Origin of the sequence: Mycobacterium sp. E342 (genome assembly GCF_001667665.1) — a bacterium.
Taxonomy (GTDB): domain Bacteria; phylum Actinomycetota; class Actinomycetes; order Mycobacteriales; family Mycobacteriaceae; genus Mycobacterium.
On the sequence record NZ_LZJM01000182.1, the window covers coordinates 1 to 19,723 of the forward strand.

The following is a 19,723-nucleotide window of genomic DNA, read 5'->3' on the forward strand; positions in this document are numbered from 1 at the left end:
GGCGTCCGGATCTATTGGCCGCCAAGCTATTCGCAAGACGCGGCGGCGCCCGTCGTGCTGTATTTCCACGGCGGCGGCTTCGTCGTGGGCGACCTGGACAGCTACGACGGCACCGCACGCCAGCACGCGGTCGGCACGGAGGCGATCGTGGTGTCGGTCGACTACCGGTTGGCGCCGGAGCACACCTATCCCGCCGCCGTGGAAATACAGCACGACGGGCGCCGCCGCGTCTTGCGAATAGCTTGGCGGCCAATAGATCCGGACGCCGATCGATCCCGCCGGGCCGGGGATGGCCCGGTCCTCGACGCGCAACTCGGGGTGCAGCGCCCGGCGCGGCAGGTCGCGGAACCGCTGCCGGGCGGCGTCGACACCGTCCTCGGTGGATAGCCGGAACGGAACCGCATCCAGTACCTTCTGCAGGATGGGGTCGATCGCGGGCTTATCGTCGGCTGTGTTGTCCAAGCTTGGCATGGACGTACCGTACGCACCTCGGCTGGTGGTCGGCGGCTGGGTGGTGGCCGGCTGGGCGGCACTCGGCTACGGCATCTACCTGACGGTGCTGGCGCTGGGATCGCCGCCGGGGACCGAGCTGACCGGGCACTGGGCGCTGCAGCCGCTGTTCAAGGCGTCGATGGCGTTGTTGCTGACCGCCGCGGCGGCGGGCCACGCGATCGTCCGCGAACGGCGGTGGTTGATGCCGGCGCTGCTGCTGTCGGCCGTCGGCGATTGGGCGTTGGCGGTCCCGTGGTGGACGCAGTCCTTCGTGGTGGGCCTGGCCGCATTCCTGTTGGCGCACTTGTGTTTCCTGGGGGCGCTGCTGCCGTTGGCGGCGCGGCGCCCGTCGAAGCTGCGCATCGCCGCCGTGGTCGCCATGTGCGTGGCCACCGTCGCGCTGCTGGCCTGGTTCTGGCCGCACCTGAACAAGCTGACGCTTCCGGTGACGGCCTACATTGCGGTGCTGACCGCGATGGTGTGTGCCGCCCTGGTGGCGCGGTTGCCGACGATCTGGACGGCGGTGGGGGCGGTGTGTTTTGCGGCCTCCGACTCCCTGATCGCCGTCGGCCGCTTCATCCTGGGCAACGAGGCGCTGGCCGTGCCGATCTGGTGGTCCTACGCCGCGGCGCTGATCCTGATGACGGCCGGGTTCTTCTTCGGCCGTGAGGCACCGGCCGACGCCGGGTCCCCGGGGTCGATCGAAAGCTGACCGCTTCCGAGCCGGGCGGTAAAGCCGTTGAGCGACACGATGTTTCGATACCGGCGGGTGCCTTGACCGCCGGTGCGCCCACGCCGGTTCAGGTCGAACCCATCGCGCGGGTGCTGCCAATGCTCTCGGTGCCGCACCTGGACCGCGAGTTCGACTACCTGGTGTCGGCCGAGCAGTCCGACGACGCCCAGCCGGGGGTGCGGGTGCGGGTGCGGTTTCACGGCCGGCTGGTCGACGCGTTCGTGCTGGAGCGCCGCAACGACACCGACCACCACGGCAAGCTGGGCTGGCTGGACCGTGTCGTGTCACCCGAACCGGTACTGACCCCCGAGATCCGCCGATTGGTCGACGCGGTGGCGGCGCGCTACGCGGGCACCCGGCCGGACGTGCTGCGCCTGGCGGTGCCTGCCCGGCACGCGCGGGTGGAGCGGGAACCGGCGACCGCCCACCGGCTGCCCGTCCCGGCGCCCGTCGACCCCTCGGCGTGGGAATCCTACGGCCGGGGCGCGCAGTTCCTGGACGCCCTGGCCGAATCGCGGGCCGCGCGGGCCGTCTGGCAGGTGCTGCCGGGGGAGTCGTGGGCGGACCGATTCGCCGAGGCCGCCGCGCAGACCATCCGCGCCGGACGGGCGGTGCTGGCGATCGTGCCCGACCAGCGTGATCTGGACACGCTGTGGCGGGCCGCGACCGCGCGGATCGACGAGAACGGCGTGGTGGCGCTGTCGGCCGGGCTGGGCCCGGCCGCGCGTTACCGGCGGTGGTTGGCGGCGCTGCGCGGTCAGGCCCGGCTGGTGATCGGCACGCGCAGCGCGGTTTTCGCGCCGCTGAGCGACCTGGGCCTGGTCATGGTGTGGGCCGACGCCGACGACAGCCTCTCGGAGCCGCGGGCGCCGTACCCGCACGCGCGCGAGGTGGCGATGCTGCGCGCGCATCAGGCGCGGTGTGCGGCGCTGATCGGGGGCTACGCGCGCACCGCCGAGGCGCAGGCGCTGGTGCGCAGCGGGTGGGCGCACGACATCGTCGCGGCCCGGGCGGTGGTGCGCGCCCGCACGCCGCGGGTGGTCGCCCTCGACGACACGGGCTATGCGGATGAGCGCGACCCGGCCGCGCGCACCGCGCGCATCCCGTCCATCGCGCTGCGCGCCGCGCGCTCGTCGCTGCAGGCGGGGGCCCCGGTCCTGGTGCAGGTGCCGCGGCGCGGATATGTCCCGTCCCTGGCCTGCGCGCGCTGCCGGGCCATCGCCCGGTGCCGGCACTGCACCGGGCCCCTGTCGTTGCAGGAGGGCGGCCCCGCACTGGTCTGCCGGTGGTGCGGGCGCGTCGACCCGACCCGTCGCTGCGCGCGCTGCGGGTCCGACGCCGTCCGCGCCGTCGTCGTCGGGGCCCGCCGCACCGCCGAGGAACTGGGGCGTGCCTTCCCCGGCACCGCGGTGGTCACTTCGTCGGGAGAGGGCCTCGTGCCGGAGGTCGCCGCCGCCCCGGCGCTGGTGGTGGCGACACCGGGGGCGGAACCCGCCGCGGCGGGCGGCTACGGGGCCGCGCTGCTGCTCGATACCTGGGCGCTGCTGGGCCGGCAGGACCTGCGCGCCGCCGAGGACGCGCTGTGGCGCTGGATGAGCGCCGCGGCGCTGGTGCGTGCCCGCGGCGACGGCGGGGTGGTGCTCGCGGTCGCCGAATCGTCCATTCCCACGGTGCAATCGCTGATCCGCTGGGATCCGGTCGGTCACGCCGAGGCGGACCTGGAGGCTCGAACCGAACTGGGCCTGCCCCCGAGCGTGCACATGGCGGCCCTGGACGGCGCCGCCGAGGCGGTGGCGGCGCTGCTCGAGGAGGCAGGGCTGCCCGAGGGGGCCGACGTGCTGGGACCGGTCGATTTGCCGGCGGGCGTGCGCCGCCCGCCGGGGACGCCCGCCGGCGTGCCGGTGACCAGGATGCTGGTGCGCGCCCGCCGCGACCAGGGTCTGGCGTTGGCCGCGGCGCTGCGCCGCGGCGTGAGCGTGCTGTCCGCCCGTCAGGCCCACGAGCCGGTCCGCGTCCAGATCGATCCCCTGCACATCGGGTGACCTCGCCAAATCCTGACCGAGGGGATAGTATGCGTCGGAAATAGTTCCTGACTACTTCATTGACGGTTGTTACACTTCCTGTTCTTTAGCCGCCGACGGGCCGGAGCGGATCCGGAGAAGGGCCGACATGGCAGCGGACAACGCGACGACGGCGGACGAGTCGCTTGACGTGATCACCGACGCTTTGCTGACGGCTTCCCGCTTGCTGGTTGCCATTTCGGCGCGCTCGATCGGGCAGGTGGACGAGACGATCACCATTCCGCAGTTCCGGACGCTGGTCATCCTGTCCAACCGGGGTCCGGTCAACCTGGCCACGCTGGCCGGTCTGCTGGGGGTGCAACCGTCCGCCACCGGCCGGATGGTCGATCGCCTGGTTGCGGCCGGGCTGATCGACCGCCTCCCGCACCCGACCTCGCGGCGCGAGCTGTTGGCCGCGCTGACCAAGCGGGGGCGGGAGGTCGTCCGCCAGGTGACCGCGTATCGGCGGGCCGAAATCGCGACCATCGTGGAGCAGATGCCACCGGCGGAGCGCCACGGCCTGGTGCGGGCCCTGACCGCGTTCACCGCCGCCGGCGGTGAGCCGGACGTGCACGTCGACGCCGACATCGACCTTTAGCGGACCTTTAGCGGACCTCTAGCGCTTCTCGGCGGTAACCAGCAGGTACTCCCAGCCCATCGCGCCGTTGTCGAGGTATTGCTCCGCAAGTTCGACGAGTTGGGCGTCCAGCTCGGCGGCCAGCACCCGGTTGTGGCCGATGTTCGCGTAGGCCTCGATCGTCGGGCCGTAGTGGTTCTTGAAGTAGGTGTGCACGGCGTCGGCGCTGTCGAAGCGGCTGACTTCCAGCGTTCCCCGCACGGCGGTCATCCGGCCGACCCGCTCGCCGAGCAGTCCGGTGACATAGCCCTCACGCCCCCACAGCGCGGCGGGCGGCACAGCCTGCGACAGGCTGGGCCGGTAGGGCCGGATGGTGGCGAGCATCCGGCCGAAGAACCCGTCCGGGGTCCAGCTGATCACGCCGATCGTCCCGCCCGGCCGGCAGACCCGCACCAGTTCGTCGGCGGCCCGCTGCTGGTCCGGCGCGAACTGCACCCCGATCGCGGAGATGACGACGTCGAACTCGCCGTCGCCGAAGGGCAGCGCGTGCGCGTTGGCTTCCCGGTAGTCGATCGTCAGGCCACGTGCCGCGGCCCGCGCCTGCGACCGCTGCAACAGCTCGGGGGTCAGGTCGCTGGAGACCACGGCGGCGCCCGTCGCGGCGGCCGGCAGGGTGATGTTGCCCGAGCCGGCCGCGACGTCGAGCACCCGCACGCCCGGCCCGATGCCGGTGGCCCTGACCAGGACCGGGCCCAGCGGGGCCATCACTTCCTCGGCCATCAGGGCGTAGTCGCCGAGCGCCCATACCGCGCGGTGCGGGGCGGCGTCGCTGATTGTCGTGTCGAGAGTCATCGGACCTCCTGGGAGATAAGGAAAGGGCTGCCCGGTCGACCTCGTTGTCGCTAGCGCGGCAGAGCGGTCACCCGGGGAGACGATGACCTCTAGCAATAGTATGCATGAGAAATAATAAACGTGCGCAATTTACGGCGGGGCGGCATGGGCGCCTTCCTAGACTGGGCCGGTGCGTCTCGTCTTCGCCGGCACTCCGGAACCCGCGCTGCCCGCGCTGCGTCGCCTCGTCGACTCGCCCCGCCACGAGGTGATCGCCGTGCTGACGCGGCCCGACGCCGCCGTCGGCCGGCACGGCAAGCCGCAGCCGTCGCCGGTGGCGCGCGAGGCGCTCGACCGCGGCATCCCGGTGCTGCGGCCGGCGCGACCGAACACGCAAGAATTCGTCGCCGAACTCTCGGAGCTGGCACCGGACTGTTGCGCGGTCGTGGCCTACGGCGCGTTGCTGCGCGACGCCCTGCTCGCGGTGCCCCCGCGCGGGTGGATCAACCTGCACTTCTCGCTGTTACCCGCCTGGCGCGGGGCGGCGCCGGTGCAGGCGGCGATCGCGGCCGGGGACACCATCACCGGGGCGACGACGTTTCGGATCGAGCCCAGCCTGGACTCCGGACCCATCTACGGTGTTGTCACCGAAACCATCCGGCCCAGCGACACCGCCGGCGAATTGCTTGAGCGACTGTCGGTTTCGGGTGCAGCCCTGCTGTCGACCACGCTGGACGGCATCGCCGACCAGACGCTGACGCCCCGCCCGCAACCCGCCGACGGGGTCAGCGTCGCGCCGAAGATCACCGTCGAGCAGGCCCGGGTGCGCTGGGACCTGCCGGCGCTGGTGGTGGAGCGGCGGATCCGCTCGGTCACGCCGAATCCGGGCGCCTGGACGCTGATCGGCGACCTGCGCCTCAAGCTCGGCCCGGTCCAGATCGACGCGGACGCCCCGGAAGCCTTGGCGCCCGGCGCTATTCACGTCGGCCGCAAGGACGTCTGGGTGGGGACTGGTTCGCAAGCCGTGCGGCTGGGCCAAATCCAGCCGCCCGGAAAGAAACTCATGAACGCCGTCGACTGGGCCCGGGGCGCGCGACTCGACGCCGAGACGCGGGCGACATGACCCCGCCCAGACCGCCGGACCGCGGGCGCGGCAAGCGGCGCCGACCGCTCGACCCCGCGCGGGCCGCGGCATTCGCCGTGCTGCGGGCGGTCAGCGAGCGCGACGCCTACGCGAACCTGGCCCTGCCCGCCCTGCTGCGCGAACGCGGGATCACCGGCCGCGACGCCGCGTTCGCCACCGAGTTGACCTACGGCACCTGCCGCACCCGGGGCCTGCTGGACGCGGTCATCGGCGCGGCCGCGGGCCGCTCGCCGGACACGATCGACCCGGTGCTGCTCGACCTGCTGCGGCTCGGCGCGTACCAGCTGTTGCGCACGCGGGTGGACACCTACGCCGCCGTGTCCACGACGGTCGAACAGGCTGGAATCGAATTCGATTCGGCCCGAGCGGGTTTCGTCAACGGCGTGCTGCGGGCCATCGCCACCCGAGACGAGAAGTCCTGGGTCGAGGAGTTGGCTCCCGACCGGTCGCGGGACCCGGTGGGGCACGCCGCCTTCGTCCACGCGCATCCGCGCTGGGTCGCGCAGGCCTTCGCCGACGCGCTGGGGTCCGCCGCGGGTGAGCTCGACGCGGTGCTGGCCAGCGACGACGAACGGCCGCAGGTGCACCTGGCGGCCCGCCCCGGCGTGCTGACCGCCGCGGAGCTGGCCGATGCGGTCGGCGGCACCGTCGGCAGGTATTCGCCCTACGCGGTGTATCTGCCGGGCGGCGATCCCGGGCGGCTGGCGCCGGTGCGCGACGGCGCCGCGCTGGTCCAGGACGAGGGCAGCCAGCTGGTGGCCCGCGCGCTCACACTGGCACCGGTCGAGGACGACGCCGGGCGCTGGCTGGATCTGTGCGCCGGCCCGGGCGGCAAGACCGCGCTGCTGGCCGCGATCGGCGCCGGTGCGGGGGCCCGCGTCACGGCGGTGGAGCCGGCCCCGCGCCGCGCCGACCTGGTGGCCGAGAACACCCGCGGGCTGCCCGTCGAGGTGTTGCGGGTCGACGGGCGGCAGACCGGACTCGAGCCGACGTTCGACCGGGTGCTGGTCGACGCGCCCTGCACCGGCCTGGGGGCGTTGCGACGCCGGCCCGAGGCGCGGTGGCGGCGCCAGCCTTCCGACGTGCCGGTGCTCGCCAAGCTGCAGCGGGAGCTACTGGGCGCCGCGATCGCGCTGACCCGGCCCGGTGGTGTGGTGCTGTACGCGACGTGTTCGCCGCACCTTGCCGAAACCGTCGGGGTGGTCGCCGACGCACTGCGCCGGCACCCGGTGTGCGCGTTGGACACTCGGCCGCTGTTCGAGCCCGTCACCGGGTTGGGGGACGGGCCGCACGTCCAGTTGTGGCCGCATCGGCACGGCACCGACGCCATGTTCGCGGCCGCGCTGCGCCGCGAAGCGGGGTAGTGCGGTCCGCGACTTGACGGGCCGGTCCGCGGCCGCGCTGCGCCGCGGATAGTGTGGCGCACATGCCTGACAACACCGGTAGGCCTTTGATCGCACCGTCCATCCTGTCCGCTGACTTCGCGCGGCTGGCCGACGAGGCGGCGGCGGTGCGCGGCGCCGACTGGTTGCACGTGGACGTGATGGACAACCATTTCGTGCCCAACCTGACCATCGGCCTTCCAGTGGTCGAGAGCCTGCTGGCCGCCTCCTCCATCCCCATGGACTGCCATCTGATGATCGAGGACCCGGACCGTTGGGCGCCGCCATACGCCGAAGCGGGCGCCTACAACGTCACCTTCCACGCCGAGGCCACAGACAACCCAGTCGGGGTGGCGCGCGACATTCGCGCCGCGGGCGCCAAGGCGGGCATCAGCGTCAAGCCGGGAACACCGCTGGAGCCGTATCTGGAAATCCTGCCCCGGTTCGACACCCTGCTCATCATGTCGGTCGAGCCGGGGTTCGGCGGCCAGAGCTTCATCCCCGAGGTGCTGAGCAAGGTCCGCACCGTGCGCAAGCTGATCGAAGCGGGGGAGTTGACGATCCTGGTCGAGATCGACGGCGGCATCAACGACGACACCATCGAGCAGGCCGCCGAGGCCGGCGTCGATTGCTTCGTCGCCGGGTCGGCCGTGTATGGGGCTCAGGACCCGGAGGCCGCCGTTGCGGCGCTGCGCAGGCAGGCGGCCGCCGCGTCACCGCACCTGCGATGAATCACGCCGTCGACGGCCTCGATGCGGCCATGCGGCTGGCGATCGAGCAGTCCAACCAGGTCAAGGGCACCACCTACCCGAACCCGCCGGTGGGCGCCGTCATCCTGGACGCGGATGGGGTGGTCGTCGGCGTCGGCGGGACGGAACCGGCCGGGGGCGACCACGCCGAGGTGCTGGCGTTGCGGCGGGCCGGCCAACTGGCGGTCGGCGGGACCGCGGTGGTCACGCTGGAGCCCTGCAATCACCACGGCAAGACCCCGCCGTGCGTGAACGCCCTGCTGGACGCGAAAGTGGGCGCGGTGGTTTACGGCGTCGCCGACCCGAACCCGACCGCCGCCGGCGGCGCGGCGCGGTTGACCGAGGCGGGCGTGCAGGTGACGGCCGGGGTGCTGGCCGACGAAGTGGCCGGTGGGCCGTTGCGGGAGTGGCTGCACAAGCAGCGGACCGGGCTGCCGCATGTGACCTGGAAGTACGCCAGCAGCGTCGATGGCCGCAGCGCGGCCGCCGACGGCACCAGCCAGTGGATTTCCAGCGAGGCCTCGCGGCTGGACCTGCATCGCCGCCGCGGGGCGGCCGACGCGATTGTGGTCGGCACCGGCACCGTGCTGGCCGACGATCCGGCGCTGACCGCCCGCTTGCCCGACGGCTCGCTGGCCGACCGGCAGCCGCTGCGCGTGGTGGTGGGTATGCGTGAAATACCCTCGGAGGCAAAGGTTCTCAACGACGATTCGCGGACCATGGTGATTCGCACGCACGATCCCATGGAGGTGATCAAGGCGCTTTCCGATCGCACCGACGTCCTGCTGGAGGGAGGTCCCACCCTCGCGGGCGCCTTCCTGCGGGCGGGGGCGGTCAATCGCATCCTGGTTTATGTCGCGCCGATGCTGCTGGGCGGTCCCGTCTCCGCGGTCGACGACGTCGGGGTGCCCACGATCGCGCGGGCGTTGCGCTGGCAGTTCGACGGAATCGACCGCGTCGGGCCGGATTTGCTGCTCAGCCTGGTGCCGCGCGGCGAGTAGGAGCGGTTAGCGCTGGTGTTCCCCGAGCGCGACCGTCTGCGGCTCGGGAATCTCCGGTTCCTCGGCGTGCTCCTTGCGGCCACCGATCAGCAGGCCCAGCAGCGCTCCCACGATGCAGATGACCACGGTGGCGCTGAAAATGTCGCCGTACATCATGGCGAACGCCTTGAGGTACATCGTGCCCTGGGCGGCGATCCGCTCCAGCAACGAGGCGTTGGGCGGTATCGCGGCCGTCAACCCGGCCACGATCTGGTTGAACCGGTACAGGCCCCACGCGCTCAGCGCGGCCACGCCGATCAACATGCCCGTCATGCGGGCCACCACCACCGCCGCCGAGGCGATGCCGTGCTGCGCCGCGGGAACCACCCGCAGCGCCGCGGAGGTCAGCGGCCCGATCACCAGGCCGAGGCCGACACCGGCCACCAGGAGATCGGCGTGCAACACGGGGACGCTGAACACCCCGAATATGTCGTGCTTCTGGCTCAGCACGTCTTGGCGCCAGTAGTGAATCAGCCAGTAGCCGTAGGCCGCGATCAGCAGCCCGATGAAGGTCATCACGCGGTCGCCCACCCGGGTGGCGATCCAGCCGCCGAGCACCGCCCCGAAGGGCAGGGCGATCAGGAACCACAGCAGCAGCCCGGCGGCCTGCGTCTGGTCCATCTGCAGCACGCCCTGGCCGAACAGCTCGACGTCCACCAGGGTCACCATCAGCGCCGCCCCCGCGGCCAGCGAAGCCCCCAGCGCGGCCAGGAACGGGCGGAAGTGCACTCCCGCCGGCTCAATCAGCCGGGTGCGCGAGAACCGTTCCCACAGCAGGAACAGCACGGCGACCACGACCGCCCCGATCACCAGCGGCGGCCCGTAGCTCGGCAGGATCTGTTTGCCGTCGGGCTGGGGGTTGTACAAGCCGATGACGGCGAGGCCCAGGGCGACCGCGAGCAGCACGCCACCGACCAGGTCCACCCGCTCGGGCTCCTCCACCCGCTCGTGCGACGGCAGGCTGAACTGGATCATCACCATCGCGATCAGGGTCAGCGGGACGTTGATCCAGAAGACGTAGCGCCAATCGTGGAACAGGTACACGATGAAGATCCCGTACAGCGGGCCCAGCACGCTGCCGAGCTCCTGCGCGGCGCCGATGCCGCCCAGTACGCCGGCGCGGTTGCGCTGTGCCCACAAGTCGGCGCCCAGGGCCAGCGTGACCGGCAGCAGCGCGCCGCTGGCCACGCCCTGGATGGTCCGGCCGCCGATCAGCAGGTGGAAGTCGCCCCAGTGCCCGGCCAGTGCGGTCACCACCGAGCCCACCATGAACAGGGTCAGGCTGACCTGCAGCACCAGCTTGCGGCCGAACCGGTCGGAGGCCCGACCGAGCAGCGGCATCGCCGCGATGTAGCCCAGCAGGTACATCGTGATGATCCAGGTGATGCGCTGCAGCTGGTTGATCGGGATATGAACGTCGCTCATGATGTCGCGCATGATCGTCACGACGACGTAGGCGTCCAGGGCGCCCAACAGCACCGCCAGACTGCCGGCGCTGATCGCGACGCGGCGCCCGGTCTGCGAACTCATGAACTCACCGGGGGCTTGGTCACCTGAACCTGCTCGCCCCAGTTGGACAGCGTGACCTGGATCGAATTGCCCGAACTTTTCTGCATGTTGGCCTGAACCAGCTGGTGGTCACCGGTCTCCTGGATCCACACCGTGCTCGGCACCGGCTGCGTCGCGTTGAACTGCGGCATGATCTTGTTCACCGCGTCCGCCGACACGTTGCCGCTGACGCGAACGGTGCTCTGGCCGTTGATGGTTTCCCGGCCCTCGGCCTTGGCGTTGGTGAAGTTCGCCAGCGCGTTGGCCAGGCCGGTGTCCGGGTTGAGCAGCACCGACACGTCGTAGATGTCGGACGCCTTGCCGAAGTCGCTCCACTTGTTCGGCGTCAGCGTGGCGTACAGGGTGCCGTCGACGACCACGAAGTTGGCGTCGATGTCGGAGCCGCCGAGGGTGATGGTGGCGTTGCCCGACGCGGCGGTGGCCGGGGCCGTGGTGAGGTCACCGGTCAGCGTTTTGATGGGCAGCCCCTGGATCTTGCCCTGAATGCTCAGCACGAGGTGCACGCTCTTCACATTCTTGGTGGCGTCGGCCGACTGCTTGACCAAGGTCGTGGCGTCGGGCAGCGGGGCGCCGCTCTGCTTCGAGCCCGACGAACAGCCGGCGATCAAGGCGGTGGCGAGGGTCAGGGATGCGAGGACGGCCGATAGACGGCGGCGGGTCTGCATACCTTGCATCGTAGAGGGTGCCGGTGACCGGCTTGGGAGACGCGGGGCCGCGGTGTCGCGCCGGCGCCGAACCTTTGGCCTGCTCACCAGCGCGGCGGCGGGTTTGCGGCGCCCGATTAACCTGATGGCATGTTCACCGGAATTGTCGAGGAACTCGGGGAGGTGACCGGCCGCGACGTGCTCGCCGACGCCGCGCGGCTGACCATCCGCGGACCCGTCGTCACCTCCGACGCCGGGCACGGCGACTCGATCGCCGTCAACGGCGTCTGCCTGACCGTCGCCGAGTTGCTGCCCGACGGGCAGTTCACCGCCGACGTGATGGCCGAGACCCTCAACCGGTCGAACCTGGGCGCGCTGCAGGTCGGCAGCCCGGTCAACCTGGAGCGCGCGGCGGCCGTCAACAGCCGCCTGGGCGGGCACATCGTGCAGGGGCACGTGGACGGGACCGGCCGGGTGGTGGCCCGGACGCCGTCCGAGCACTGGGAAGTGGTGCGGATCGAGATCCCCGCGGCGGTGGCCCGCTACGTCGTCGAAAAGGGGTCGATCACCGTCGACGGGATCTCGTTGACCGTCTCCGGGCTCGGCAGCGAACCGGGGGAGTGGTTCGAGGTTTCGCTGATCCCCACCACTCGCGAGCTGACCACCCTGGGTCGCGCCCCGGTCGGAACGCAGGTGAACCTCGAGGTCGACGTCATCGCCAAATACGTTGAGCGGCTGATGACGCATAACCCAAGTTGGCAGGCCTAAAGTCGAATGACCCCACATCGAACAGTGCGTAGCGGCGCACACCGAGCCGAGCAATTTCCGCTCCAATCGTTTACTCCGATTGGAGCGCGCCGCCCACGCTGACGTGGGGTGGGCAACCGAAATGACGAAGCCGGCCACTAGGGCCGGCTATCGCGGTGAACTCGACTCTTCACACTCTTGGTGGCGTTGGGGGCGGGCTAGGCGTCCCTAAGTCTCGGCGGCGCGAAAGAGGTAATACCACGCGGGGGAAACTCCATATTTTTGGACCTCTGGGTCCCGGTACTTCGGCTCGGCATGACAAAGGTGGTAGCCATATTGTGCGAGTAGCGGATTGATATCGGTACCGTCGTCCAACCGTACGGCGTATTGACCCTCCTCGTCAGCGTTAGGAACGATGAAAAGGTACTCGATCTTGAGTTCGGCGCATCGGGAGGCCCAGTAAGCGACGGCCTCAACCGCGCATTCAGAGAAGCTATGGATATTGACCGCTAGTTTGATCGATCCGGGAACGAGATCCTGTTGGTCGTCCAACGCGACGACACATGTACGTTCCGCGCCTTTTCTCGACAGGTAATACGAGGAGATGAACGTCGACTCGGGGATGGCGTCGATGCAGAAATAGGTATCGATGTTGCTAAACGCCGTTACAGCGCGGTAGGCGAGCCTGCCGTATCCCGCGCCGATATCGAGCACTTTCAACCCCGGCCGGCGCGAGATCTGCAGCGTACGTTGCAGGAACAGCAGCTCACAGACCGAGTCGAGGAGGTCGCGGCTGACGAGCCTCTCATTCCCGTCTTGGTCTGTGTCGGATGCCGGAAACGTAAATACGCCGAAGTCGCCGTCCTCAGTGAGGATGTCTAGAAGACCGAGCGTGTCAATGGTTTTCAGATACGAGTATGTCAGCGCGTGTTTCTCGGGCGTGTTGTTGGCCTGGAACTGCCAGACGTAGCAATTGTCGCCTCGGAAATAAAGCAGATCCTCCGGCGTGACGTAACCGGGAGCCCAAACGGGCGGTGTGCCGCTGTTGAGGCCGGCATAGCGCTGGCGTAGCGCTTGGAGCTCGGGATTTGTCGCACGGAGGGCGGCGTAATCAACGGAAGCAACGCCTTGACCCGAGTGCCCTCGCCAGTCGAGAAGCCATGGACGCTTACCGTCCTTGATGCGCTCAAAGTCCTCACTTGACAGCGCCATCAGCATCTCCCGTGTCGCGCGGGCGAACTGCGACTGGGCCACATCGTCGGGAGTGTCGTGCGGCCAGCCGGAAAACACCATGCCGCTCCTCATGTTCGTCCGGGTTTTGTTGCTCTTGAGCGTTCCCACGCTAATGCTCTGGGAACCGAACTTCACCGCGTGGCGTGTGTAGGGATGAAAGGAGTCGATAAAGACGTTCAGCGGCCGCCCACCGCGCTAGGCCGTGTTCGGGGAACCGCGCCCCATGCCGGTTCGGTCAGCAGGGCTGGCCCGGCGGCGTCCAGTACGGCTCGCCGGACGGGGTGTAACACGGCGGCGGTGCGTCGGGCGGCGGCACCGTCATCGCGTCCGCCGGAAGGACCCAGTTACCCCAACGCCCCGGATCGGTGCACCCACCGACACTCACATGCCGACCGCCGACGTCGGCGCACGCGTCCGCCGTCGCCCGTTGCGGGCAGGCGATGCCCACTGCAAGTCCCGCCGCGAACATCGAGGTCACGGCCGGTACCGCCAGTCTCACTGCGATTCTCATGCCGCTCAGCGTAGATTGCTGGCGCCGGATGAGGAGCGGTTTCGCCGCACAGGCGCGGGACCAGCCTACGGCGGCGGAAGGCCCGGAGCGCGCGGCGTTGCGCGGCCGCCCGCCTGGGGTTGGACGGGGGTGCGGCCGGGTGCCGCGCCGGCCGTCGCTGACGCAGCGGCAATAAGGCGGCCCGGGCGGTGGTTCATACTGAATGCAACACTTGGGCTCTTCCTGCGGACCCCTGAGACAGCAAGGTAGCGACGATGACGAGGTTGGACTCCGTCGAGAGGGCGGTTGCCGACATTGCGGCCGGTAAGGCCGTGGTCGTCATCGACGACGAGGACCGCGAGAACGAGGGCGACCTGATCTTCGCCGCCGAAAAGGCGACGCCGGAGCTGGTGGCGTTCATGGTCCGCTACACCTCGGGATACCTGTGCGTGCCGCTGGACGGCGCGATCTGCGACCGGCTGGGCCTGCTGCCCATGTACGCGGTGAACCAGGACAAGCACGGGACGGCCTATACCGTCACCGTCGACGCGAGAAACGGTGTGGGTACCGGGATCTCGGCCTCCGATCGGGCCACCACCATGCGCCTGCTGGCTGATCCCGCCAGCGTCGCCAACGATTTCACCCGCCCCGGCCACGTGGTTCCGTTGCGCGCCAAGGACGGTGGCGTGCTGCGCCGCCCCGGCCACACCGAGGCCGCCGTCGACCTGGCGCGGATGGCGGGCCTGCAGCCGGCGGGCGCGATCTGCGAGATCGTCAGCCAAAAGGACGAAGGTTCGATGGCGCAGACCGACGAGCTGCGGGTCTTCGCCGACGAGCACGACCTCGCGCTGATCACCATCGCCGACCTGATCGAGTGGCGACGCAAGCACGAGAAGCACATCGAGCGGATCGCCGAGGCCCGCATTCCGACCCGGCATGGCGAGTTTCGCGCGATCGGCTACGCCAGCATCTACGAGGACGTCGAACACGTTGCGCTGGTTCGCGGCGAGATCGCCGGTCCGAACGCCGACGGCGACGATGTGTTGGTCCGCGTGCACTCCGAGTGCCTGACCGGCGACGTGTTCGGTTCTCGCCGTTGCGATTGCGGGCCACAACTGGACGCCGCGATGGCGATGGTGGCGCGGGAGGGACGCGGCATCGTGCTGTATATGCGCGGCCACGAGGGCCGCGGCATAGGCCTGATGCACAAATTGCAGGCCTACCAGCTGCAGGACGCCGGCGAGGACACCGTCGACGCCAACCTCAAGCTCGGATTGCCCGCGGATGCGAGGGATTACGGAATCGGTGCGCAGATACTGGTCGACCTCGGGGTCCGCTCGATGCGACTGTTGACCAACAACCCGGCCAAGCGGGTGGGGCTGGATGGCTACGGCTTGCACATCATCGAGCGGGTGCCGCTGCCGGTGCGCGCCAATGCGGAGAACATCCGTTACCTGATGACCAAGCGCGACAAGATGGGCCACGATTTGGCGGGGTTGGACGACTTCCACGAATCCGTCCATCTGCCGGGCGAATTCGGCGGTGCTTTGTGAGTCCCGCCGCGGGTGTGCCAGACTTTCCACCTCTGGACGCATCCGGCCTGCGGCTGGCCATCGTCGCGAGTACCTGGCACACCGAGATCTGCGATGCCCTACTGGCCGGTGCCCGCAAGGTGGCGTCCGAGTCCGGTATCGACAACCCCACGGTGATTCGGGTGATCGGCGCGATCGAGATCCCCGTGGTGGCCCAGGAACTGACCCGCAACCACGACGCCGTGGTCGCCCTCGGTGTCGTGATCCGCGGGCAGACACCGCATTTCGATTACGTCTGCGATGCGGTGACGCAGGGACTGACCCGGGTTTCGTTGGATTCGTCGACGCCGGTGGCCAACGGGGTGCTGACCACCGACACCGAGCAGCAGGCGCTGGACCGCGCCGGCCTTCCCGAATCGGCGGAGGACAAGGGCGCCCAGGCGACCGGCGCGGCGCTGCAAACCGCGCTGACGCTGCGTGACCTGCGCTCTCGGTCGTGACCGACCGACAGGACTGGGACGTCGAGTTGCGGCCCCACCGCACGCCGATATTCGTTTACGCGGCGGCCGTTGTCATCGTGGCGGTGCACATCGCAATCGGCTTCCTGCTCAAGGTCGGCTCCACCGGCGTGGTGTTCCACACCAGCGACCAGGTGGCGATGGCGCTGCTCGGGGTGGTGCTCGCCGGCGTGATCCTGCTGTTCGCCCGGCCCCGGCTCCGGGTCGGGGCGGCCGGGATATCGGTGCGTAACCTGTTGGGCGACAAGCTCATCGAGTGGCCCGATGTCGCCGGTGTCTCGTTCCCGGCGGGAAACCGCTGGGCGCGCATCGACCTGCCCGACGACGAGTACATCCCCGTGATGGCGATCCAGGCCGTCGACAAGGAGCGCGCGGTCAACGCGATGGATACCGTGCGGTCATTGCTGGCGCGGTACCGGCCCGACCTGCACACCCACTGAAAGGGCTATCCGCGCACGCACGGATAGCCCTTCAGAGGTGGACGGTCAGAAGTTCTTGCAGTCGGTCATCATCTGCTGGAAGATCGGCAAAGCCTGCTGCGCGCCCTGGTTGTGCTCGATGGCGTGGAGCAGGTTCACGCGCTGATCCGGCGACGACGCCAGGTACTGCTGCAGGAACTGCTGGTTCGGCGGCGACTGGTCGAGGTACTGAGCGGCCATCGGGTTTTCCGCGTGCACCGCCCGCATCGCCTGGTCATAACTGCACGTCGTGTTGATCATCGGGCCGTAATCGGGGGCAGCGGATGCGACCCCGGCCGCGGCGGTCGACGCCAATGCCAGACCGCCGACCCCCATCGCGAGTCTGGTCAACGAGCGCTTGAACATCTGTGGACTCCCTCCATTGATTACCACCCACTGTAACGTCCAGCTACACCCTTGGTAACCGGAACGGGAGCCCTCCAAACCGTGCTCACCGACGGTGAATTGCCGTAATCCCAGGTCGCCGCCGGTTAATTTCGCCGATGGCTGATCCGCCGCAGGCGTCCCGTCATCGAACCCGTGTTCGAAAGTGGCCGCCGATCGCGAGCGGCCAGCCGGCGATCGGCGCGATCCAACCATCGGATCCCGACAACCCGCGGCCCTCGTGGCGGCTACTAGCCTGGATGGGTGCCAGATCCCGCCACGTATCGCCCCGCGCCCGGGTCCATCCCGGTCGAGCCGGGCGTCTACCGGTTTCGGGATACGCACGGTCGGGTCATCTACGTCGGCAAGGCCAAGAGCCTGCGCAGCCGGCTGACGTCCTACTTCGCCGACGTCGCCGGCCTGCACCCGCGAACCCGGCAGATGGTGACCACCGCCGCCAAGGTGGAGTGGACGGTGGTCAACACCGAAGTCGAGGCGCTGCAGCTCGAATACAACTGGATCAAGGAGTTCGACCCGCGCTTCAACGTCCGTTACCGCGACGACAAGACCTACCCGGTGCTGGCCGTCACGCTCAACGAAGAGTTTCCCCGGCTGATGGTCTATCGCGGCCCGCGCCGCAAAGGCGTCCGCTATTTCGGGCCCTACTCCCATGCGTGGGCGATCCGGGAAACGCTGGACCTGCTCACCCGGGTGTTTCCGGCCCGCACCTGTTCGGCCGGTGTGTTCAAGCGGCACAAGCAGATCGACCGTCCCTGCCTGCTCGGCTACATCGACAAGTGCTCGGCGCCCTGCGTGGGCCGGGTCAGTGCCGAGCAGCACCGCCAGATCGTCGACGACTTCTGCGACTTTTTGTCCGGCAAGACCGACCGCTACGCCCGCGAGCTGGAACAGCGGATGCACGCCGCATCCGATGAACTCGACTTCGAGCGGGCCGCGCGCCTTCGTGACGACCTGGGTGCGCTCAAGCGCGCGATGGAGAAGCAGGCCGTGGTGCTCGGCGACGGCACCGACGCCGACGTGGTCGCCTTCGCCGACGACGAGCTGGAGGCGGCGGTCCAGGTGTTCCATGTCCGCGGCGGCCGGGTCCGCGGCCAGCGCGGTTGGATCGTCGAAAAGTCCGCGGAAGCAGGCGATTCCGGCGAGGAGCAGTTGGTCGAGCAGTTCCTGACGCAGTTCTACGGCGAGCAGGCCGAGCTGGGTGCCCAGGACAACCAAGGGGCCGACGAGGCCGCCAACCCCGTGCCGCGCGAGGTGCTGGTGCCGTGCCTGCCGTCCAACTCCGACGAACTGACCAGCTGGCTGTCCGGCCTGCGCGGTTCGCGGGTCGCGCTGCGGGTGCCGCGCCGCGGCGACAAGCGGGCCCTGGCCGAAACCGTGCAACGCAACGCCAAAGAGGCGCTGCAGCAGCACAAGTTGAAGCGGGCCGGCGACTTCAACGCCAGATCGGCTGCGCTGCAGAACATTCAGGAGGCCCTCGGGCTGGCCGACGCGCCGCTGCGCATCGAATGCGTGGACATCAGCCACGTGCAGGGCACCGACGTGGTGGGTTCGCTGGTCGTGTTCGAGGACGGCCTGCCGCGCAAGTCGGACTACCGCCACTTCGGGATCCGCGAGGCCGCGGGGCAGGGCCGCTCCGACGACGTCGCCTCGATCGCCGAGGTGACCCGGCGCCGCTTCGCGCGGCACCTGAGCGAACAGAACGACCCGAATATGCTTTCGGCCGAAGGGAAATCGCGCCGGTTCGCCTATCCACCCAACCTCTACGTCGTTGACGGTGGTGCGCCGCAGGTCAACGCGGCCAGCGCCGTGCTCGAAGACCTGGGCGTCACCGACGTCGCGGTGATCGGGCTGGCCAAGCGGCTGGAAGAGATATGGGTGCCGTCGGAGCCGGATCCCGTCATCATGCCCCGCAACAGCGAGGGGCTCTATCTGCTGCAACGGATTCGTGACGAGGCGCACCGGTTCGCCATCACCTACCATCGCAGCAAGCGATCCAAGCGAATGACCGCCTCGGCGCTGGATTCGGTGCCAGGATTGGGGGAACATCGCCGCAAGGCGCTGGTAACCCACTTCGGATCGATAGCCCGCCTCAAGGAGGCCACCGTCGACCAGATCACGGCCGTTCCCGGCATCGGTGTGGCCACCGCCACCGCCGTCTTGGAGGCGCTGCGCCCCGAACGTCCCGGAGAAGCCGAATGACGGGTGAGTTGGCGGAGGGCCGCCCGACGGACGCCCGTTCAGACGGTGGGGCCGGCATCGACGTCGTTCTGGTGACCGGATTATCGGGCGCCGGACGGGGTACCGCGGCCAAGGTGCTCGAAGACCTCGGCTGGTACGTAGCCGACAACCTGCCGCCCCAGCTGATCACCCGGATGGTGGATTTCGGCATGGACGCCGGGTCGCGCATCACGCGCCTGGCGGTGGTGATGGATGTGCGGTCACGCGGCTTCACCGGCGACCTCGATGAGGTGCGCACCGAGTTGGCCACCCGCAACATCAGGCCTCGGGTGGTGTTCATGGAGGCATCCGACGACATGCTGGTGCGCCGCTACGAACAGAACCGGCGCAGTCACCCGCTGCAGGGCGACCAAACCCTGGCCGAGGGCATCGCCGCCGAACGCCGGATGCTGGCGCCGGTGCGCGCCACCGCCGACCTGATCATCGACACGTCGACGCTGTCGGTGCGGGGCTTGCGGGAGAGCATCGAGCGCGCGTTCGGCGGCGACGTCAGCACGTCGATCAGCGTCACCGTCGAATCGTTCGGCTTCAAGTACGGCCTGCCGATGGACGCCGACATGGTGATGGACGTGCGGTTCCTGCCCAACCCGCACTGGGTCGACGAGCTGCGACCGCTCACCGGACAGGACCCGGCCGTCAGCGAATACGTGTTGAGCCAGCCCGGCGCCGCGGACTTCCTCGACGCCTACCATCGGTTGCTGTCTTTGGTCGTCGACGGCTACCGCCGGGAGGGCAAGCGCTACATGACGGTGGCCATCGGCTGTACCGGCGGTAAGCATCGCAGCGTCGCGATCGCCGAGGCGCTGATGGGATTGCTCAGGGGCAACCCCCAACTGTCGGTGCGAGTGCTGCACCGGGATCTGGGTCGCGAATGAGCGCCC

General features: G+C 69.5%; 20 protein-coding genes. 14 read left to right on the forward strand and 6 right to left on the reverse strand.

The window, feature by feature from the left end; all coding sequences use genetic code 11:
• The 4 genes from A5692_RS30405 to A5692_RS13335 all read left to right on the forward strand — a co-directional run.
• On the forward strand, positions 1-387 hold a 387-nt coding region (locus A5692_RS30405; protein ID WP_369830290.1), incomplete at its 5' end, for an alpha/beta hydrolase fold domain-containing protein.
• Positions 388-469: 82 nt separating this feature from the next.
• Positions 470-1,204, forward strand: a complete 735-nt coding sequence (locus tag A5692_RS13325) for a lysoplasmalogenase (protein WP_068056696.1) — start codon at positions 470-472, stop codon at positions 1,202-1,204.
• Between the two features lie 119 nt (positions 1,205-1,323).
• Positions 1,324-3,267, forward strand: coding sequence for a primosomal protein N' (locus A5692_RS13330; RefSeq protein ID WP_068056745.1), 1,944 nt, complete (start codon positions 1,324-1,326; stop codon positions 3,265-3,267).
• A 127-nt stretch (positions 3,268-3,394) separates the two neighbouring features.
• Positions 3,395-3,883: a MarR family winged helix-turn-helix transcriptional regulator gene (locus A5692_RS13335; RefSeq protein ID WP_068056698.1), complete on the forward strand. Its 489-nt coding sequence runs from the start codon at positions 3,395-3,397 to the stop codon at positions 3,881-3,883.
• An 18-nt stretch (positions 3,884-3,901) separates the two neighbouring features.
• Here A5692_RS13335 and A5692_RS13340 read toward each other — a convergent pair whose 3' ends face one another.
• Positions 3,902-4,714, reverse strand: a complete 813-nt coding sequence (locus A5692_RS13340; protein ID WP_068056700.1) for a class I SAM-dependent methyltransferase — start codon at positions 4,712-4,714, stop codon at positions 3,902-3,904.
• A gap of 169 nt (positions 4,715-4,883) precedes the next feature.
• Here A5692_RS13340 and fmt point away from each other — a divergent pair, with 169 nt between their 5' ends.
• The 4 genes from fmt (at position 4,884) to ribD (ending at position 8,969) form a co-directional block, all read left to right on the forward strand.
• Positions 4,884-5,816 (forward strand): methionyl-tRNA formyltransferase, encoded by a 933-nt coding sequence (fmt, locus tag A5692_RS13345; protein ID WP_068056705.1) that lies wholly within the window; start codon positions 4,884-4,886, stop codon positions 5,814-5,816.
• Positions 5,813-7,201 (forward strand): RsmB/NOP family class I SAM-dependent RNA methyltransferase, encoded by a 1,389-nt coding sequence (locus A5692_RS13350; RefSeq protein WP_068056710.1) that lies wholly within the window; start codon positions 5,813-5,815, stop codon positions 7,199-7,201. Before fmt ends, A5692_RS13350 begins: the two co-directional genes overlap by 4 nt.
• Before the next feature lie 62 nt (positions 7,202-7,263).
• Positions 7,264-7,950: a ribulose-phosphate 3-epimerase gene (gene rpe / locus A5692_RS13355; protein WP_369830291.1), complete on the forward strand. Its 687-nt coding sequence runs from the start codon at positions 7,264-7,266 to the stop codon at positions 7,948-7,950.
• Entirely contained in the window at positions 7,947-8,969 is a 1,023-nt protein-coding gene (ribD, locus tag A5692_RS13360) for a bifunctional diaminohydroxyphosphoribosylaminopyrimidine deaminase/5-amino-6-(5-phosphoribosylamino)uracil reductase RibD (protein ID WP_068056714.1), read from the forward strand. Before rpe ends, ribD begins: the two co-directional genes overlap by 4 nt.
• A gap of 6 nt (positions 8,970-8,975) precedes the next feature.
• Here ribD and A5692_RS13365 read toward each other — a convergent pair whose 3' ends face one another.
• Together A5692_RS13365 and A5692_RS13370 are read right to left on the reverse strand one after the other, a co-directional pair.
• Positions 8,976-10,538, reverse strand: a complete 1,563-nt coding sequence (locus A5692_RS13365) for an MFS transporter (RefSeq protein WP_068056716.1) — start codon at positions 10,536-10,538, stop codon at positions 8,976-8,978.
• A complete protein-coding gene (locus A5692_RS13370; RefSeq protein WP_068056718.1) occupies positions 10,535-11,242 on the reverse strand; it encodes an LppX_LprAFG lipoprotein in 708 nt (235 codons plus the stop codon). Before A5692_RS13370 ends, A5692_RS13365 begins: the two co-directional genes overlap by 4 nt.
• A 129-nt stretch (positions 11,243-11,371) precedes the next feature.
• Here A5692_RS13370 and A5692_RS13375 point away from each other — a divergent pair, with 129 nt between their 5' ends.
• Positions 11,372-11,989, forward strand: a complete 618-nt coding sequence (locus A5692_RS13375) for a riboflavin synthase (RefSeq protein ID WP_068056720.1) — start codon at positions 11,372-11,374, stop codon at positions 11,987-11,989.
• A 207-nt stretch (positions 11,990-12,196) separates the two neighbouring features.
• Here the strand turns inward: A5692_RS13375 and A5692_RS13380 are convergent, their stop codons facing one another.
• A complete protein-coding gene (locus tag A5692_RS13380) occupies positions 12,197-13,309 on the reverse strand; it encodes a putative sugar O-methyltransferase (protein WP_156766067.1) in 1,113 nt (370 codons plus the stop codon).
• Between the two features lie 127 nt (positions 13,310-13,436).
• A complete protein-coding gene (locus A5692_RS28275) occupies positions 13,437-13,712 on the reverse strand; it encodes a hypothetical protein (RefSeq protein ID WP_231984315.1) in 276 nt (91 codons plus the stop codon).
• Between the two features lie 254 nt (positions 13,713-13,966).
• On the opposite strand from A5692_RS28275, the gene A5692_RS13385 reads away from it, so the two are divergent.
• From A5692_RS13385 to A5692_RS13395, 3 genes are read left to right on the forward strand one after another with little or no spacing between them, the layout of a single operon-like run.
• A complete protein-coding gene (locus A5692_RS13385; protein WP_067275847.1) occupies positions 13,967-15,244 on the forward strand; it encodes a bifunctional 3,4-dihydroxy-2-butanone-4-phosphate synthase/GTP cyclohydrolase II in 1,278 nt (425 codons plus the stop codon).
• The gene (ribH, locus tag A5692_RS13390) at positions 15,241-15,723 is read left to right on the forward strand and encodes a 6,7-dimethyl-8-ribityllumazine synthase (protein ID WP_068056724.1); all 483 of its coding nucleotides are present in this window, start codon (positions 15,241-15,243) and stop codon (positions 15,721-15,723) included. Before A5692_RS13385 ends, ribH begins: the two co-directional genes overlap by 4 nt.
• On the forward strand, positions 15,720-16,181 hold the full coding sequence (locus A5692_RS13395; RefSeq protein WP_068056726.1) for a PH domain-containing protein: 462 nt from the start codon (positions 15,720-15,722) through the stop codon (positions 16,179-16,181). Before ribH ends, A5692_RS13395 begins: the two co-directional genes overlap by 4 nt.
• A gap of 45 nt (positions 16,182-16,226) precedes the next feature.
• On the opposite strand, the gene A5692_RS13400 is transcribed toward A5692_RS13395, so the two are convergent.
• Positions 16,227-16,565 carry a hemophore-related protein gene (locus A5692_RS13400; RefSeq protein WP_067928460.1) on the reverse strand — a complete coding sequence of 113 codons (339 nt, stop codon included), beginning with the start codon at positions 16,563-16,565 and terminating at the stop codon, positions 16,227-16,229.
• Positions 16,566-16,847: 282 nt separating this feature from the next.
• Here A5692_RS13400 and uvrC point away from each other — a divergent pair, with 282 nt between their 5' ends.
• Positions 16,848-18,803, forward strand: coding sequence for an excinuclease ABC subunit UvrC (uvrC, locus tag A5692_RS13405; protein ID WP_068056728.1), 1,956 nt, complete (start codon positions 16,848-16,850; stop codon positions 18,801-18,803).
• Positions 18,800-19,717 (forward strand): RNase adapter RapZ, encoded by a 918-nt coding sequence (rapZ, locus tag A5692_RS13410; protein ID WP_068056730.1) that lies wholly within the window; start codon positions 18,800-18,802, stop codon positions 19,715-19,717. Before uvrC ends, rapZ begins: the two co-directional genes overlap by 4 nt.
• Positions 19,718-19,723: the final 6 nt, after the last annotated feature.

Excerpts from the sequence above, each read along its gene's own strand:
- A5692_RS13325 (WP_068056696.1), top strand. The coding sequence starts at position 470 with ATGGACGTACCGTACGCACCTCGGCTGGTGGTCGGCGGCTGGGTGGTG.
- A5692_RS13330 (WP_068056745.1), top strand. The coding sequence starts at position 1,324 with ATGCTCTCGGTGCCGCACCTGGACCGCGAGTTCGACTACCTGGTGTCG.
- A5692_RS13335 (WP_068056698.1), top strand. The coding sequence starts at position 3,395 with ATGGCAGCGGACAACGCGACGACGGCGGACGAGTCGCTTGACGTGATC.
- A5692_RS13340 (WP_068056700.1), bottom strand. The coding sequence starts at position 4,714 with ATGACTCTCGACACGACAATCAGCGACGCCGCCCCGCACCGCGCGGTA.
- A5692_RS13350 (WP_068056710.1), top strand. The coding sequence starts at position 5,813 with ATGACCCCGCCCAGACCGCCGGACCGCGGGCGCGGCAAGCGGCGCCGA.
- rpe (WP_369830291.1), top strand. The coding sequence starts at position 7,264 with ATGCCTGACAACACCGGTAGGCCTTTGATCGCACCGTCCATCCTGTCC.
- ribD (WP_068056714.1), top strand. The coding sequence starts at position 7,947 with ATGAATCACGCCGTCGACGGCCTCGATGCGGCCATGCGGCTGGCGATC.
- A5692_RS13365 (WP_068056716.1), bottom strand. The coding sequence starts at position 10,538 with ATGAGTTCGCAGACCGGGCGCCGCGTCGCGATCAGCGCCGGCAGTCTG.
- A5692_RS13370 (WP_068056718.1), bottom strand. The coding sequence starts at position 11,242 with ATGCAGACCCGCCGCCGTCTATCGGCCGTCCTCGCATCCCTGACCCTC.
- A5692_RS13375 (WP_068056720.1), top strand. The coding sequence starts at position 11,372 with ATGTTCACCGGAATTGTCGAGGAACTCGGGGAGGTGACCGGCCGCGAC.
- A5692_RS28275 (WP_231984315.1), bottom strand. The coding sequence starts at position 13,712 with ATGAGAATCGCAGTGAGACTGGCGGTACCGGCCGTGACCTCGATGTTC.
- A5692_RS13385 (WP_067275847.1), top strand. The coding sequence starts at position 13,967 with ATGACGAGGTTGGACTCCGTCGAGAGGGCGGTTGCCGACATTGCGGCC.
- A5692_RS13400 (WP_067928460.1), bottom strand. The coding sequence starts at position 16,565 with ATGTTCAAGCGCTCGTTGACCAGACTCGCGATGGGGGTCGGCGGTCTG.
- rapZ (WP_068056730.1), top strand. The coding sequence starts at position 18,800 with ATGACGGGTGAGTTGGCGGAGGGCCGCCCGACGGACGCCCGTTCAGAC.